A 15,012-nucleotide genomic window follows, 5' to 3' on the forward strand; every position below is an offset into this window, starting at 1 on the left:
ACGATCGGGTGTTCACCCCCACTCCGCCGGTCGCGCCCGCGGCTTGACATCTTCATTGAGACTCCTAGGAGATCTTGCGCGCCCGGAGGCGATTCTTCGGGCCTTCCGGCGGTCCGACGATTGTCTCCCTGAACCGGTCCCGGCGGGCCGGAATTCTTGCGGTGGTCCTGCCGCGGTCCGGTATGCACCGATTCCGCTGCCACCGGTGAGACCACCGCCGCCACCGAGGTCGCGGTGCAGCCGGTCGGGAATCCGCGCCAAATCCCTCGGCGCCGCGCGTGGAACTCAGGCGTCGCGCTGGGCCAGCGCGTGGCGTGCTTCTTCGTGGAGCACATCGAGCAGTTCCTGCTCCAGTGCGACGAACTCGGGAGCCGTGATCATCGACAGTTCCCGCGGCCGGGGCAGCTCGACGCACACCTCGCGGCGCACGGTGGCCGGTCGCGCAGACAGCACGATCACCCGGTCCGACAGGTACACGGCCTCACGGATGTCGTGGGTGATCATCAGCACCATCCACCGGTACCGCTGCCAGACATCCTGTAGCCACGACTGCATCTCGGTGCGGGTCAGCGAGTCGAGCGCACCGAAGGGCTCGTCGAGCAACAGCAGTTCGCGCTCCTGCACCACGGTCCGCAGCAACGCCGCCCGCTGCCGCATCCCGCCGGAGAGCTGGGACGGGCGGGCATCCTCGAAACCGGATAAACCGAAAACAGGGAAAAGTTCGCGGGCCCGGCGCCGGGCCTCCGGCTTCGCGACACCGTGCACTTGCAGGCCCAGGACGGTGTTGTCGAGGACCGTGCGCCACGGGAACAACAGATCCTTCTGCGGCATATACGCACAATGCGCCGCAGTCGGCTCCCCGTCGCTCGTGCCGAAATGGATACTGCCCGAGTCGGGGGTCTCCAGACCCGCCAGCATGTTGAAGACGGTGCTCTTGCCACAGCCGCTCGGGCCGATCACGGATACGAACTCACCCGGCTGCGCGGTGAACGACACTCCGCCCAGAACATGCCGGTCGGGGCGTCGTCGACCGGGCTGAGGGAACGATTTGACGAGGGTGTCGACAACGATGCGGTTGCCACGTGCCTCAGTCACGCCGGCTCCTGTTCTCCGCGCGTGACCACGGCGCGACGATACGTTCGATCGCGAAGGTCAGCAGGTACAGCGCGATGCTGATGAGCGCGGTCACGAGCACGGCCGCCAGTACCAGGTCGGTGCGGAAGGAGTTCTTCTGCAGGCTCATATAGATGCCGAGGCCTTCGCTGGCGCCGACGTACTCGGCGAACACGGCGCCGACAACGGCATAGGTGATCCCGATCCGCAGCGCGGTGAAGAACCGCGGGATCGCGGACGGCAAGCGCACATACCGGAAGACCTGTACGCGTGACGCGCCCATACTGCGCAGCAGCGCGCCGGCTTCCCGGTCGGCCGCGGCGAACCCCTCGATCAGCCCGATCGCCATCGGGAAGAAAGTGACGAGCGCGACGACGAGGATCTTCGGGAGCAGCCCGAACCCGAACCAGATGATCATCAACGGCGCTATCGCGATGATCGGCAAGGTCTGGGAGGCCACGAACAGCGGTACGAACGCGCGCCGCAGCCAGGGCGAGAAGTCGACCACGACGGCCAGCAGCCAGGCCAGGCTCAGCGATACCGCGAAACCGATCAGTGTCACCTGCAGGGTGGCGGCGGCATGGGTCGCGATCTCGGCACGGTGGGCCCACCCCTGCTCCACGACCCGTACGGGGGACGGCAGCAACTGTGGGCGGATCCCGCTGATCTCGACGTAGACCTGCCAGAGTGCGACGAGTACCGCCACAGTCAGGACGGACGGTATCGCCCAGCCGATCTCCGCCGCTCGGCCGGATGCGGGGCGGCCGGCGGTGTTCTGCTCGCGCGGGACACCGTGCACAGTATCGCTATGGGGCCGCGAGGAATTCATCGGTGAAATAGCTCGACCAATCCGGTTCCTCGGTGAGCGGGGCACCGTCGGGGCCGGTGAGCAGGCCCTTCTCGTACAGGAAACCGGAATTCGCTGCCCACTGTTCCCGGGTCTGGGTGCCCACCCGACCCTCGGGACTCTTCATGAACCGCTCGGCGAGCATGCGCTGGCTCTCGAACACCAGGCTCTCGTCGTTGAACGCGCCGGGGTTGGCGTCGAGGAGATCCTGGGCCGCCACATCCGGGTTGTCCGCGGCGAACTGGTACCCGCGCTGCAACGCTTGCACGAACTTGCGCGCGCGGTCCGGGTCGGCGTTCAGCCAGTCTTCGTTGGCGTCGATCACGATGGCGTACGCGTCGGGAAAGCCGAAATCGGTGTACCGGAAGTACCTCATCGGCGTGCCGTGATGCTCGGCCTCGATACCCTCCCAGGCGAGGTAGGAGACGGTGAAATCGGCTCTGCCCGAATAGACTGCTTCGTAGGCCGACGTGCCGAGAGTGACCGTCGTGAAATCACCTGTGCCGCCGTCGTTACGAATGACCTGCTGTAGCGCCTCGACCTCACCGGGGTCACCGAATCCGGCGTAGGTCTTGCCGTCCAAGTCCTTCGGCCGCGTGATATCGGTACGGTCGGCCTTCACCCCGATACCCGTCGCCCAGTGTTGCAGGGGCGCGAGCACCGACACCGTATGCGCCCCGGAAGCGCGGGCGAAGGTCGACGAATTATGGGTGCTCACGCCGAATTCCGCGTTCCCGGCATCGATAACCGTATCGACCGCGGTGTTGTTGTACGGCAGGATCTGCACGTCGAGACCGGCGTCGGCGAAGTAGCCACGCTGCTGCGCGACGAAGAAACCGGTGTGATTGGTGTTCGGAGTCCAGTCCAGCGCGAATCGGATGGTCCCGTCGCCGCCGGGGCCCGCGGTGCAGGCCGTGAGCGTGGACAGTGCCGCCACCGCCGCGACCGCGACGGCGAGGAAGCGGCGCGCTCGGCCGCTCATGCGGAGGGCCAGGGCTGGGGGTGCAGGGCGGTATCCCAGAACATCAGCTCGTACCGGGTGGCGACGGTGAACGCCGTCGCCATCGCCGCGCGATCCCGGTCGCTCGCGGCGTCGGCCGCCACATCGACCAGGGACCGGGCCGTCGCCGCGGACTCCTGGAACTCCGGGGCGCCGTAGGTGGACACCCACTGTGCGTAGGGGTGATCGGGGTCGGCCGCGAGAACCTCGGCCGCGCTCGCGGCGAGGCCGCGACCGACCTCGGCGTAGATCCAGAAGCACGGCAGCGCGGCGGCCGCACCCACGGCATACGACGCGGTCGCGGCGGTCGCGATCAGATAGGAGACATACCCCAGGCAGGCCGCCGACGGCTCCGGCTCGCCTTCCCGGGCCGGGAGGCGACTGTCGCTGAGCAGTTCGTCGTGCAGACCCGATTCGACGGCGACCGCCGTCGCGGCGGAGCCTGCCCAGAACTGCGCGGTCTGCGCGTCGGGCGACTTCGCCGAGAGGAGGGCCAGCACCTTCGAGTATCCGGCGAGGTACAGCGAATCCTGCTCCACATAGGTGCGGAACACGTCGAGCGGCAGGGTGCCGTCGCCGAGGCGGCGCAGGAACTCGAGCTCATCGATGGCGCCGCGCAGAATCTTCGTCCGATCCCAGAGGTGCTCGGTGAATCTGCCGGTGTCGGTGGTGTGCGCGCGTAGAGCCAAGACATTCCTTCGTCAGCATTACCTGGACAGGTTCTCGGGTATGTTCTCAGCCCCGCATTCGCGGAGCACCCCGTGTCAGAACGAATCCGACCATAGCAGTGGCGCGGCCCGCTGTGGCGGGCAGGTACGCCGGTGAGGGTGCGCAGGCGACGCCGGCGAGCCGGCGCACCCGGCCTCGCCCTGACGGGTGGACGGCCGACCGGCGCCGTAGGCCGACCGGCGCGACTGTGGCTTATGTGCGCCAGCCGTCGTGACTTTGCCGCGACCGTTTCGTAATCTAACAGTGATCTTGTCAGCCGAGCGTTACGAGTGGTCATCATTATGCCTGGTCAACACCGCAAACCGGCCCGCGCCAAGAAGATCGCTCCGCTGGCCGGAAGCGCGATCGCGGCGACGGCGGCGATCGCCCTGTCGATGACGGCCCGGCCCGGCCCGGCTGCTCAACCGGCCGCCGCGGCGGTCGATTCGCCCGCGATACCCGTCGGTATGGGCAAGGCCACGGAGGAACCGGCGCCGGCGACGCCCGGCGGCCTGCTACCGGTCGCCGCGGTCGATCGACCGCAGGAACCGGCCAGGTACGCGAAGCGGCACGCGCCTCCGCCGATCCCCTGCTCCACGGAACTCGCCGGCGCGCAGCCGCAGGTGGCACAGGTGGGCAACCTGATCGACAAGACGTTCGGGATCGCCGAGATCGGCGGCGCCAACGGCCGGTACGACGGCGAACACGGGGCCGGCCTGGCGCTCGATTTCATGACCTCCGATCCCGCGCGCGGCGATGCGATCGCCGACTTCGTACTGGCCAACAAGGAGCGGTTCGGTGTGTCGTATGTGATCTGGCAGCAGCGGTACAACGACGGCAGCGGCTGGTCCTACATGGAGGATCGCGGAAGCCCGACCCAGAATCACTACGACCACGTGCACGTATCCTTCGACTCGGCCGCCGATGTGCACGTGACCTGCTGATCGCGAACGACGGCTCGGCCCGTGTCGCGCGGCCCACTGTTCCGGCACGACCTGCACCGGACCGCCACACGGTTGCCCGACAGACCGATCGAACGCGGTCCCCGAATCTCGGACCTTCACCGCCCGCACCGTGCATCGGCACGGAGGCGCATCGATCAGCGTCCGGCGAACCCCTGCTCCACCGCGACCGACGCACCGAGCCCGACGATCAGCGCCCCACCCGTGCCGCCGACTGCTTCCAACCGCTTCGGCGACCGTGCGAACCAGTTGCGTGCCGCCGACGCGAGCAGCGCCCACGCGCTATCGCTCACCAGCGCGATCACCAGGAATATCGATCCCAGTACCAGCAGTTGCCACGGCAGTGAGCCCGAGGCCTTGTCGGCGAAATGCGGTAGCACTGCCGCGAAGAAGACGATCGCTTTCGGGTTCGTCACCCCGACCACCACGCTCTGCCGGAATACCCGGCGCCCACTCGCCGGTGCTATGGGCGAACCCAGTACCTCACACAGCGCCTTCCGCTCCCGGATCGCTTGGATCCCGAGATGGATCAGGTAGAGCGCGCCCGCCACTTTCACGATCGCCATGGCCGTAGCCGACGCCGCCAGGACCGCGCCCAGGCCGACCGCGACGAACAGCAGCGCGATCTGCACCCCCAGGGAGTGGCCGAGCACCGAGATCAACGCCGCCCGCCGCCCCAGGGTGAGCGCGCGACCGATGGTGAACAACACCCCCGGTCCGGGAACGACGACGATGAGCGTGGCCGCGGCCACGAAGGCGAGCAGATTGGTGGCAGGGACCATCTCCGGATTCTAAGCGCGGCTGCGTTTTACGGCTCGCCAAAATTCGTGCCGGGCCGCTCTCCCATATGCAGGCCGGCCGAACGGGATCGCCGGCCGTGCGGTCACCCGCCGGAAGGATTCTCGGGGAGCAGGGGCCCGAGCGGGCCGAGGTCGATATTGAGGTCCTCGGGGGTGAGGCCGAAATGTTCGCGCAGCTCGTCCATACGCTGTTCCAGGAGCATCAGTGTGGTGCCGATGCGTTCGACCTGATCGTCGCTCAGATCGCCGGCGTCCACGCGCCGCAGGGCCTGGCGTTCCATCAGCTGGCGCAGGAGTTCCACCAGCGTGAGGACGAGGGTGACCAGACCGCGTTCGACCGATTCGGGGTCGGTGTCGATACGCGGTGATATCCCGTCGAATTCGGTCATCGGGGTCGTTCCGGTGCGGGTCCGTACAGAGTGCTGACCGAGGAGATGAGGGCGCGCAGCGAGATCTGGACGAGGTCCACGTCGGCGATGGCGAGCTTGATATCGCCGGAAACGACCACTCCGCCGGCCAGCACCCGGTCCAGTAGGTCGACGAGCGCGATACGGCGCTCGCTGTCGACGGTGCTCACGGTGGCTCACGTTCCACGCCCGCGAACGAGTACGGGGGCCACGGGCCGGTGAGCTCGAGTCGGATACCAGGAAATTCGGCGCCGAGGCCCGCCACGATCGCGGCGAAATCGTCGGCGCGGTCGTCGTCCACCAGATAGGTGCCGTTGAGCAGCATCCAATCGCTGCGACCGCTGAGTGCCGGATCGGTCGTGGCCTGGCGCCGACCGGCCGCGGCCCGGCGACTCAAGCGCGTGTGGATCTTCTCCGCGCGATGTGCCGCATCGTTTTCCACGGTTTCCTGGGCGGACAGTTGAGCGCGACGCCGAGCCAGGTAGGCCGCACCTGTGCCTTTCCCGGAGGCGTCACCCCCGGTCCTGGCCTCTGCTACTGCCGTGGTGAGTGCGGCGCGGTCGCCGTAGGCCTTCACGCCCCACTCGGTGCGGCCGCTGACCAGCACCAGCGCCGCCTCCAGTTCCGGGCGCCGTGTGCGAAGCAGTTCCTGCACCCGCTCGTCGTCGAGGAAAACGGTGGCCAGGCGTAGGGGGGCCACGGGGCCACGGCGCACTGCGGCCGATACCACGGCGTCGTGGGCGCGGGCGGTGGCGGCGAGCCAATCCAGATCCTCCAGGTTCCGGGTCAGCGGCTGGGTTCCGAATACATCGAGGGGCACCGAGCCGACGAGCGCGGCGAGCGGTTCCACGGTCACGATGCGGACCGCTTCACCGGCTACTCCGGTGATCCCGTCGAACCCGGCCGCAGCGTCCGCGGCCGCTGTCACGGCGTACAGCCAGACACCGGTACCGCCGGTCACGGCGGTTCGCTCTCCTCGGCACCGCGCCGACCCTCGACGGCTTCGCGCGGGCTCTCCGCGACCTCGCGGCGGCTCTCCACGGCCGGACGGCGTTCGCGCCCGGCCTCGAGTTCGGCGATCCGGTCGCGCAGTTCGCGGTTCTCGAGTTCGAGGTCATGGTCCTGCTTTTCGAGCGTGCGGGCCTTGCTGTTGAGCCACGGGTCGGTTTCCCACCAATCGATTCCCACCGCCTTGGCGGTCTCCAGGGACGCGACCACCAGACGCAGTTTGATGGTGAGCAATTCGATATCGAGGAGGTTGACCTGGATATCGCCGGCGATCACCAGGCCCTTGTCGAGTACCCGCTCGAGGATATCGGCGAGGTTGGTCGACTGGTGCCCGCCGCCGTAGGGCTGGGGCTCATAGGATCCACCTCCCACCACCGTCATCGCCGGCCCCTTCCGCCGATCTCGGTGCTACCGCGCGCATAGCGGGCGACTCTGTGGTAGGCCAGCAGATTCCCGTCGAAATCGATCTCCACTTCGTAGAGCGCGAGCATATCCGCCGACGAGGGGATGCGGTGATCCTCGAGCACCTCGATCTCCACCAGCCGGCCGTCTTCGAGCGGCTCCATCGAGGTCACCCCCTCCACCGATTTCGAAGTCAGCTCGCTCAGGTGCTCGATCGCCGCTGCCGCGGCCTCCCTGGCGGTGAGAGGTCGGTCCGGATCCGGATCGACATCCGCGGCATTCTCGGTGGTCGACCTGCGACTCATGGCGACTCTCTCCTCTCACCGGGAGGTGGGAGTCCGCCGGCGGGACGCCTGATCCGGGAGAGAACTTCCCGTAATGCCCGGTCCCGCTCGTCCGCGGAGATCTCGCCGGCCGCGGCCGCTTCCTCGATCTCCTCGATATCACGCCGTACGGCGGCCGGACTGCGCCACTGCTGATCGACCTGCTCCTGGATCACTTCACCCAGCCAGACCACCCCGCGGACCGGAGCCAGCGGCAACAGGACGATCGACGACAGCAGTCCCATGTCCTCACCCCGGAGCTTCGCCGGCGGTGACGAAATCGTAGGGCGCCATCGGGCCGAGCAGGTTCAGCCGGACCCGCCCGTCCCATTCCTCGCCGAGTTCGGTCAGCGCCCGCAGCAGATCGTCCTCCCGGGACAGGTCGAGCAGTAGGGCAAGGTGGACCGCATCCTCTTCGTGAGTGGGCTGACGCTCCCGCACGGTCGGATCGAGATCGCCGAGCGCAGCCGCCACCCGGCGGGTGTCCTCGGCGCGTTTGGCCTCGATCCCTCGATTCATGATCTCGCCCAGCTCGATTCGCGCGTTCCGGGTGGCATCTTCGGATTTGTCGCGAATCTCCGCGCGCAATCGTGCCGCGTCGGCGTTCTCGTCCAGGATCTCCTGGAGCACCGTGTTCTCGGTGTAGCGTCCCCGGATCACATACTGGGCGCGGCCTTCCAGATCGTCGAGCGCGCTGCGGAACTGGTCGTGGTTGGGGGCGAGCAGCTCCTTCTCCACCGCTTCGGTATCGGTCACGACACCGCCGAATTGCAGTGGCAGCACCGGGGCGACAGCGGCCGTCCCGTCCAGCAGGCGCGCGTGCGCGGTGAGATCGTCGGGCATGCCCAGCGGGAGGTCGAGCGATACCTCGCTGACCAGGGCAGCGATATCGCCGTGCCGTACGACGGCGACGTCGGCGGGCGGGTCACCGATACCCTGGGCGTGCGGCTCCGGTTCCACATCGCCTGCCACGATGCCGTATACGTACACCCCGGTGCGCTGGTCGCGGCTGCTCTCAGAGGTGGTACTCGCGGTGGACATCAGCGCTCCTCTCGTTTGGAGGACCGTCCGGAGGTCTGGCGCTTGTCCTCCACATCACCGAGGAAGTCCTGAACCTTCTTCCCCGCCGCTTCGATGGCACCTTTCGTCTTGTGCTCGGCCGCGCCTTCGGTGACATCGCCCACGAGGTCGGTGAGTCCCTTGGGTTCGTTACTGGAGATCTCCAGACGGTTGACGGCCTCGGCGAAACGCAGATACGTGTCGACGCTGGCGACCACCACGCGGGCGTCGATGGTCACCAATTCGATGCCGACCAGAGAGACCCTGACGAACGCGTCGACGACCAGTCCTTTATCGAGGATGGTGTCGACGACTTCGGCCAGGCCGGATGAATTCGGACGGGCGACTGCGCCGCTACCGCCACCGCCCGCGGGTTCTATGGTCATGTCCGTGCTCCTCGCCTCTCGCGGGAACGGCGTGGTGCGGCGGCGCGGCGCCGGGCCCCCGAACGGCGCGCAGGCTCCGATTCGGCCTCATCCTCTGTGTCCCGCTCAGCCGAATCGTCTCCCGCCTCGCCGCTCTCCTCGTCCTCGTCCTCGTCCTCGTCCTCGTCCTCGTCCTCGTCCTCGTTTTCGTCGAGTTCGTCTCCCTCGTTGTCTTCTTCGTTGCCTTCTTCGCCTTCGTCGGGCTCCTCGCCCTCGGCAGCTTCTTCCTCCGCGCCCTCGTCCTCGGCGCTCTCCTGCTCCCTGCGCCGTGCGGTCTCGTCGTCCTCGACGACCTCGCCGTCACGGATCTCCCCGTGCCAGCCCACAACGTCGTCGGGACGCAGCACTGCCTCGGTCATGACGTAACGGTCGAAATGCTTGAGTTCCAGACGGCATCGGCGCCCGGCCGCGCGCCAGATGTTGGCAGTCTTCTCGAAGAAGCCCTGCGGGTGATATTCCAGAATCACCAGGACCCGGGTGAAATTCGGGCCCAGTTCGTGGAAGGTGACCGCGCCGTCGATATAGCCCTTGGCCCCTTTGGATCGCCAGATGATCCGCTCGAACGGCACCTGTTCGAGAATCGTGGACTCCCAGGTCCGCCGCGACCAGAACACGCGCCCGGTCCAGGAGAGTTTCTCGTCGGCGACCTGTTCGACCTGTTCCACCTTCTTCGTGAATTTGGGGAATTCCGCGAACTGGGTCCACTGGTCGTAGACGAGCTCGACTCCGGCACCGATATCGATGTGCTCGACGATGTTGGCCAGTTTGAGTTTCTTCCCCTTACCGCCCTTGCCGCCCCCGCCGGTGAGCGCATCCTTGGCAGACGACATCGTGTCCTTCACCGATTGCCCGAGTTTGCTCATTCCCGCGCTCATGGTCGCTCGCAACGGGGACGCGCCCTCGGAGAGCTTTTCGACTCCCGTCAGCGCCGCGAGCAGGTTGCCGCCCTGACCTTCGGCATATTCGTTCAACCGCCCGGCCGCACCCGACACCCCGCCGGACAGACTCGACACCGCACGTTGGGCGAGGGTTCCCGCGAGATTCTGCGCCGACTGCCGGAGCAGATCACCGGGACTCGCCTGTTCGGCGGTCTTCCGGGCCGCCGAACCGGCCGATTTCGCGGCACCGGTCGCCCGGTCGGCGGTGCCGGTGGCCGCTTTTCCGACTCCCGAGGCGGTATCGCGCAATACTTTCGCCATCGTTGTCACCGCCTCTTACGCCGCACCGGCGGCTCATCGGTATCCGACGTGGAACGACCCCGACGCGTCGCGGTCTTCTCGCTCCCCCCGGAGCCGGAGCCGGACGACCGGGTCGACGTGCGGGTACCGGACCGGGAGGTCTTGGCCGCGGTGGTTCGGCGGGCGCGCGGCCGGGGCTCGGGTTCTTCGGCTTCGTCCTCGTCCGGGGACTCGTCGAGCTCGTCGTCGGTCGCCTCGTCCGGCTCGGGCTCGGTGTCATTCTCCGCGGCGGCGGCGCGCCGGTGGCCACCGCCGTCCTCGTCCTCGTCCTCGGTCGGTACGGATGGTTGCAGCCGCTCGTTGAACGCATCGAGACGGTTGCTCGCCGCGGTCACGGCCGCCGACCGCACCGCCCCCAGCAGCTCCCCCCGCACGGTATCGGTGATCTTGGTCAGCTCCTTGGAGCCACCCAGCGTCGATGTGCCGCGTTCGAGTAGCTCACCTGCGAGCCCCGTTGATCGCTTGGACATCGCTGCGCCCGCCAGTCCCATCGCCCAGCGCATTTTGCGGGTACGACCCAGGAAATATCCGATTCCCACCCCTAACGCAATTCTTGCTCCGCCTTTCATGCTCACTCCTCGCCGTCTCGGGTACCGCTACACCTCGCAACGGGAGCGACCGAGACCAGAGACCCCAGAAATGGGACAGACCACGTTACGGTGGACGATATCCAGCGTATTCCTGGTTACCCGCAGGGTCGATAGGTATACAGGGCAAGAAACGAACACAGCGGTGAACCGGCGAGACCCGGTAGCGACCCTTTCGCCGGCGCACTCGCGGGCGGGCGCCCGCCCACACGGTCGGCCCCGATCCGCACTCCCGTGCTCCACACCGAGAAGACTCGTACTCGCGTAGAGCGGGGAGTCGCGGTTCCGCCGGGAGTCCGCAGTGGGACTTCCGCCGAATCGACGCGGGGCGGACCGCCGGCGTTCAGTTACGGATCAAGGTGATCGGCAGGCCGTCCTTGGGGAACGGGAGCGAGTGATAGTCCATCGGCGGTACGTAGCCGGGATCCACGGTCCAGTGGTACTCACGCAGCAACCGGTGCATGATCGCCTTGATCTCCAGGCCACCGAAATACATTCCGATGCATTTGTGCACACCGCCGCCGAACGGCTCCCAGGCGAACCGGTGCGATTTGTCCTCCCGGCGTCCGGGGCCGAACCGGTCGGGGTCGAACGCCAGAGGGTCGGTCCAGTAGTCCTCCATGAGATGGGTGAACTGGATACCCACGATGACGTCGGTACCGGCGGGGATCCGCACGCCCTGGACCACGGTGTCCTTCACCGCGTACCGGACCAGCACTGGGACCGGGGCCCGCAGCCGCAGCGCCTCCCGCATCACCAGATCGATGGAGACCAGACCCTCCAGTTCGGTGATCGACGGTGCCGGGCCCAGGGCGAGCGCCTCCGCGCGGCAGCGCTCCTGCCAGTCCGGGTGCTGCCCCAGGTACTGCAGGATCGTCGAAGTGGTGATGGTGGAGGTGTCGTGGGCCGCCATCATCAGGAAGATCATATGGTTCACCACGTCGTCGTCGCTGAACCGCGCACCGTCCTCATCCTCGACGTGACAGAGCACCGAGAAGATATCGTCGGTCTGCTCAGCGCGTTTGGCGGGCAGATAATGCCGGAGGAAGTCTTCGAGCACGCGGCGACCGCGGTAGGCCCGGCCCCACCGGGTGAACGGCGCGTTGACGCGGACGATCCCGGCCGCCGCCTGCACACAGGCGATGAACGCCTTGTTGATCCGGTCCATCTCGTCGCGGCCGGTGTCCTGCACACCACCCATGAAGAGGTCCGCGGCGATATCGAGGGTGAGTTGCTTGAGTTTCCAGTACGACGGAAACTCCTGACCCTCCGCCCAGCCTGCCACGCCCTGCGCTACGGCGGGGTGCAGCCGCTGGGTGTAGGCGGTCAGGCGCGGCCGGGTGAATGCTTCCTGCATGATCCGCCGGTGTCCCATGTGCTCTTCGAAGTCGATGAGCATGAGACCACGGTTGAAAAAGGGTCCGACGAGTTCGGACCAGGCCGGTTCGTTGGCGAAAGCCTTGTCCTTGTTCTGCAGTGCCGCGCCACAGGCATCGGGCCCCAGCAGCATCACCGCGTTCTTGCCGAGCGCGCGGAACGGAGCCACCGGCCCGTAGCGCTCCCAGCGGCCGCGGCACAGCGCGACCGGATCCTTCGCGTATTCCAGGACCTGCCCGAGCAGGGGCAACCCCCGGTCGTCCCGGTGCTGGACCGGTATCGGCCGCGGCTCCACCGTCCCCGTCGCAACCGCTTCTTCGCGTGGTTCCAGTGCTTCGGCCTTCATCGCTCACCTCGTGCTCATGTGGCAGTGATCACGTCAAGACTGATTCAGGAAGAGCGTCCTGTCAACCTTGGTCACGAAAGCCCTGTGGCATGCTGGGAGCGTGGCCGTGCAATCGGGGGTCTACCGGGGCGTCAGCGCGGCCGAGCGCGCCGCCGAACGCCGCGCCCGCCTCCTCGAAGCGGGCCTCACGGTATGGGCGAACCCGGACACCCGGACCACGATGACCGCCGTCTGCGCCGAGGCCGGACTCAGCGAGCGCTACTTCTACGAGAGCTTCTCCGGGCTGGACGCGCTGCTCGAGGCGGTGATGGACCGGATCGCGGCCGAGATCGAGGAGACCAGCCGGCAGGCAGCCGAACACGCCGGAGAAGATCCGGCGGCACGGGCTCAGGCGTCGATCCGCGCATTCGTCCGATTACTCCTCGACGATCCGCGCAAGGGAAGGGTCGCCATCGTGGAGTCCGTCGCGATACCGGAACTGCGCCGGCGCCGGACCGAACTCCTGCGTCACCTCGCCCACCAGTCGGCACTGGAGGCCCGCGAATTCTTCGGCCCCCGCGACCGCAGCGAGAACGCCGATGAAACCGCCGGGCTGCTGTTCGTGGGCGGTATGGCCGAACTCGTCACCGCCTGGCTGGACGGCACCCTGCGAGCCTCTGCCGACGAGATCGTCGAGGCGGCGTCCCGCGCCCTGGTCGGCCTCTACCGCTGACCGCCCACGGCACCGCAACCCGGCAAGCTCAGGCCGCGGCGGGCCGCTGATCGATCGCACGGATGGAGCTGCGAGTAGTGCGGTACGGCAGCACGAACAGATACAGCCCGGAGAACAAAAGCAGGGCGAGCGGGATCAGCGGCAAGTAGGACACCCAGAGGACCGGATCCGGGAGTGACAGTGCGGCGAAGGTCGCGAGCACCGTCACCGTGAAGGCGGCAGCCGCCCAGCGGTGCATCCGCCGAACCCGCGGGGCCGGACCGGCCTGCGGCGTCGCGATCCGCCGTGTGACGACTGCGGACCGTCTACCCGTGACGAAGTGCCGGACATAGAGGTAGAGACCGGAGAACAGCAGGACGGCGAGCGGCGGCAACGGCAGGTACGACACCCACTCCGGACCCTGTAGCGCCAGTACCGCGACCGTGACCACCACGGTCGCGGTGAACAGCAGCGCCAACACCCGGTGCGCCTGCCGGACTCGCCTGCTCCAGTTCATCGCGTCCTCCTCGGACCAGTTCGTATCCCCGGCGACCTACCGGGCGAATGTCGATGCCGATGACGCTAACGGCGGCTATGTGACCAGCGCTTCTCGATTTCTGATCACTTCGCGGGCGCTATCCGGCCGGGACCGCGCCGTCCAGTTGCGCGGCGACGAGTGCCTCGAGCTGGTCGCGGCCGGCGGTACCGAGCGCACCGCCCAGTGCCGCCGCCAATCGATCGAACGGATCCTCCAGCGGCAGCGCCTCCAGAGCCGCCGCGAGCTCCGGGATCGTCCACAGCGCGTCCTTGTCGACCTGCTCGCCGCGCTGCCACCCGTGGTTCACCGCGATCGAACCGCCCCGCACCGAGAGCACCTGGCCGGTCAGCGGACAGTCGGCGCCGACGAGGTAGGCGACCACCGGAGCCAGGGTCGCGGGATCCTTCGGGTCGAACGCGTCCGCCAACGGCACTTCGTCCATTGTCGGCACCGATTCGGTGAGCCGAGTGCGCACCATGGACGGGCTGACACAGTTGACCCGCACGCCGAGTCGCCGCAGCTCCAGGGCGTGCACCGTGGTCATCGCGGCGACTCCGGCATTGGCCGCCGCGTAGTTGGTCTGGGTGGGAAGCGGATTGAGTAGGCCGGAACCCGACGAGGTGTTGACCAGCGACCGATCGAGGCGTTCACCGGCGGCGAACCGATCACGCCAGTAGGCCGCCGCATGCCGGCTCACAGCGAAAGTTCCCTTCAGCTTCACGCCGACCACTTCGTCGAATTCGTGCTCGGCGAGCCGGTCCAGCGGCCGGTTGGCCTCGATCGCCGCGTTGTTCACCACGGCGTGCAGATCGCCGAATTCGTCCACCGCGCGGGCGATCATGGCTTCGGCGGCGGCCCAGTCGCACACACTTCCGGTATCGGCGACCGCGTTGCCGCCGCGTGCGCGGATCTCCGCGACGACGGCGGCCGCCACCGACTCGTCACCACCCGACCCGTCGATATCCACCCCGGGATCGTTGACCACGACATTGGCACCCGCCCGGGCCAGATACAGGGCCTCGGCCCGTCCGATCCCGCGCCCCGCGCCGGTCACCAGTACGGTCCGGCCGCTCAACTCACTCATCGATTCTCCTTCGTCGGCGCCGGTTCACGACCGGCTTATCTGCACTAGTGTAATAGTGCACTAGTGCAGATTCCTTCGGCAAGGGCTAGTCTGCTCG

20 protein-coding genes are annotated in these 15,012 nt (G+C 67.6%); 2 read left to right on the top strand and 18 right to left on the bottom strand.

The genetic code is table 11. The annotated features are described in order from the left end of the window. Positions 1–285: 285 nt before the first annotated feature. The 4 genes from IEY68_RS25545 to IEY68_RS25560 form a co-directional block, all read right to left on the bottom strand. Positions 286–1,095 (bottom strand): ABC transporter ATP-binding protein, encoded by an 810-nt coding sequence (locus IEY68_RS25545; protein WP_058856457.1) that lies wholly within the window; start codon positions 1,093–1,095, stop codon positions 286–288. Beyond that, positions 1,088–1,837: an ABC transporter permease gene (locus IEY68_RS25550; RefSeq protein ID WP_156426355.1), complete on the bottom strand. Its 750-nt coding sequence runs from the start codon at positions 1,835–1,837 to the stop codon at positions 1,088–1,090. The genes IEY68_RS25545 and IEY68_RS25550 overlap by 8 nt, the downstream gene beginning before the upstream one ends. 82 nt (positions 1,838–1,919) lie before the next feature. Next, on the bottom strand, positions 1,920–2,942 hold the full coding sequence (locus tag IEY68_RS25555; protein WP_058856456.1) for an ABC transporter substrate-binding protein: 1,023 nt from the start codon (positions 2,940–2,942) through the stop codon (positions 1,920–1,922). Then, the gene (locus IEY68_RS25560) at positions 2,939–3,649 is read right to left on the bottom strand and encodes a TenA family protein (RefSeq protein ID WP_058856455.1); all 711 of its coding nucleotides are present in this window, start codon (positions 3,647–3,649) and stop codon (positions 2,939–2,941) included. The genes IEY68_RS25555 and IEY68_RS25560 overlap by 4 nt, the downstream gene beginning before the upstream one ends. A 321-nt stretch (positions 3,650–3,970) precedes the next feature. Here IEY68_RS25560 and IEY68_RS36965 point away from each other — a divergent pair, with 321 nt between their 5' ends. Next, positions 3,971–4,612 (top strand): VldE C-terminal domain-containing protein, encoded by a 642-nt coding sequence (locus tag IEY68_RS36965; protein ID WP_058856454.1) that lies wholly within the window; start codon positions 3,971–3,973, stop codon positions 4,610–4,612. A gap of 155 nt (positions 4,613–4,767) precedes the next feature. On the opposite strand, the gene IEY68_RS25570 is transcribed toward IEY68_RS36965, so the two are convergent. From IEY68_RS25570 to IEY68_RS25625, 12 genes are all read right to left on the bottom strand, one after another. After that, positions 4,768–5,412, bottom strand: coding sequence for a LysE family translocator (locus tag IEY68_RS25570; RefSeq protein ID WP_058856453.1), 645 nt, complete (start codon positions 5,410–5,412; stop codon positions 4,768–4,770). A gap of 101 nt (positions 5,413–5,513) precedes the next feature. Continuing rightward, on the bottom strand, positions 5,514–5,819 hold the full coding sequence (locus IEY68_RS25575) for a gas vesicle protein K (RefSeq protein WP_058856452.1): 306 nt from the start codon (positions 5,817–5,819) through the stop codon (positions 5,514–5,516). Then, positions 5,816–6,007: a gas vesicle protein gene (locus tag IEY68_RS25580; protein ID WP_058856451.1), complete on the bottom strand. Its 192-nt coding sequence runs from the start codon at positions 6,005–6,007 to the stop codon at positions 5,816–5,818. Before IEY68_RS25580 ends, IEY68_RS25575 begins: the two co-directional genes overlap by 4 nt. Next, positions 6,004–6,798, bottom strand: coding sequence for a GvpL/GvpF family gas vesicle protein (locus tag IEY68_RS25585; RefSeq protein WP_058856450.1), 795 nt, complete (start codon positions 6,796–6,798; stop codon positions 6,004–6,006). The genes IEY68_RS25580 and IEY68_RS25585 overlap by 4 nt, the downstream gene beginning before the upstream one ends. After that, complete coding sequence (locus IEY68_RS25590; RefSeq protein WP_058856449.1) at positions 6,795–7,226, bottom strand: gas vesicle protein; 432 nt, start codon at positions 7,224–7,226, stop codon at positions 6,795–6,797. The genes IEY68_RS25585 and IEY68_RS25590 overlap by 4 nt, the downstream gene beginning before the upstream one ends. Beyond that, complete coding sequence (gvpO, locus tag IEY68_RS25595) at positions 7,223–7,552, bottom strand: gas vesicle protein GvpO (protein ID WP_058856448.1); 330 nt, start codon at positions 7,550–7,552, stop codon at positions 7,223–7,225. Before gvpO ends, IEY68_RS25590 begins: the two co-directional genes overlap by 4 nt. Continuing rightward, positions 7,549–7,815, bottom strand: coding sequence for a gas vesicle protein GvpG (locus IEY68_RS25600; protein ID WP_058856447.1), 267 nt, complete (start codon positions 7,813–7,815; stop codon positions 7,549–7,551). The genes gvpO and IEY68_RS25600 overlap by 4 nt, the downstream gene beginning before the upstream one ends. 4 nt (positions 7,816–7,819) lie before the next feature. Beyond that, entirely contained in the window at positions 7,820–8,611 is a 792-nt protein-coding gene (locus IEY68_RS25605; RefSeq protein ID WP_058856446.1) for a GvpL/GvpF family gas vesicle protein, read from the bottom strand. Beyond that, entirely contained in the window at positions 8,611–9,015 is a 405-nt protein-coding gene (gvpJ, locus tag IEY68_RS25610; protein ID WP_058856445.1) for a gas vesicle protein GvpJ, read from the bottom strand. The genes IEY68_RS25605 and gvpJ overlap by 1 nt, the downstream gene beginning before the upstream one ends. Next, positions 9,012–10,253, bottom strand: a complete 1,242-nt coding sequence (locus tag IEY68_RS25615; protein ID WP_058856480.1) for an SRPBCC family protein — start codon at positions 10,251–10,253, stop codon at positions 9,012–9,014. Before IEY68_RS25615 ends, gvpJ begins: the two co-directional genes overlap by 4 nt. 5 nt (positions 10,254–10,258) lie before the next feature. Continuing rightward, positions 10,259–10,831, bottom strand: a complete 573-nt coding sequence (locus IEY68_RS25620) for a hypothetical protein (RefSeq protein ID WP_229718983.1) — start codon at positions 10,829–10,831, stop codon at positions 10,259–10,261. Between the two features lie 391 nt (positions 10,832–11,222). Beyond that, positions 11,223–12,602, bottom strand: coding sequence for a cytochrome P450 (locus IEY68_RS25625; protein ID WP_082681587.1), 1,380 nt, complete (start codon positions 12,600–12,602; stop codon positions 11,223–11,225). 100 nt (positions 12,603–12,702) lie between these two features. Between IEY68_RS25625 and IEY68_RS25630 the strand changes: the two genes are divergently transcribed. Next, positions 12,703–13,314: a TetR/AcrR family transcriptional regulator gene (locus IEY68_RS25630; RefSeq protein ID WP_058856443.1), complete on the top strand. Its 612-nt coding sequence runs from the start codon at positions 12,703–12,705 to the stop codon at positions 13,312–13,314. 28 nt (positions 13,315–13,342) lie between these two features. Here the strand turns inward: IEY68_RS25630 and IEY68_RS25635 are convergent, their stop codons facing one another. Further along, complete coding sequence (locus IEY68_RS25635; RefSeq protein WP_058856442.1) at positions 13,343–13,810, bottom strand: hypothetical protein; 468 nt, start codon at positions 13,808–13,810, stop codon at positions 13,343–13,345. A 118-nt stretch (positions 13,811–13,928) separates the two neighbouring features. After that, entirely contained in the window at positions 13,929–14,915 is a 987-nt protein-coding gene (locus IEY68_RS25640; RefSeq protein ID WP_058856441.1) for an SDR family NAD(P)-dependent oxidoreductase, read from the bottom strand. Between the last annotated feature and the right edge of the window lie 97 nt (positions 14,916–15,012).

This window comes from Nocardia jinanensis (assembly GCF_014645735.1).
In the GTDB taxonomy this organism is placed as follows: Bacteria; Actinomycetota; Actinomycetes; order Mycobacteriales; family Mycobacteriaceae; genus Nocardia; species Nocardia jinanensis.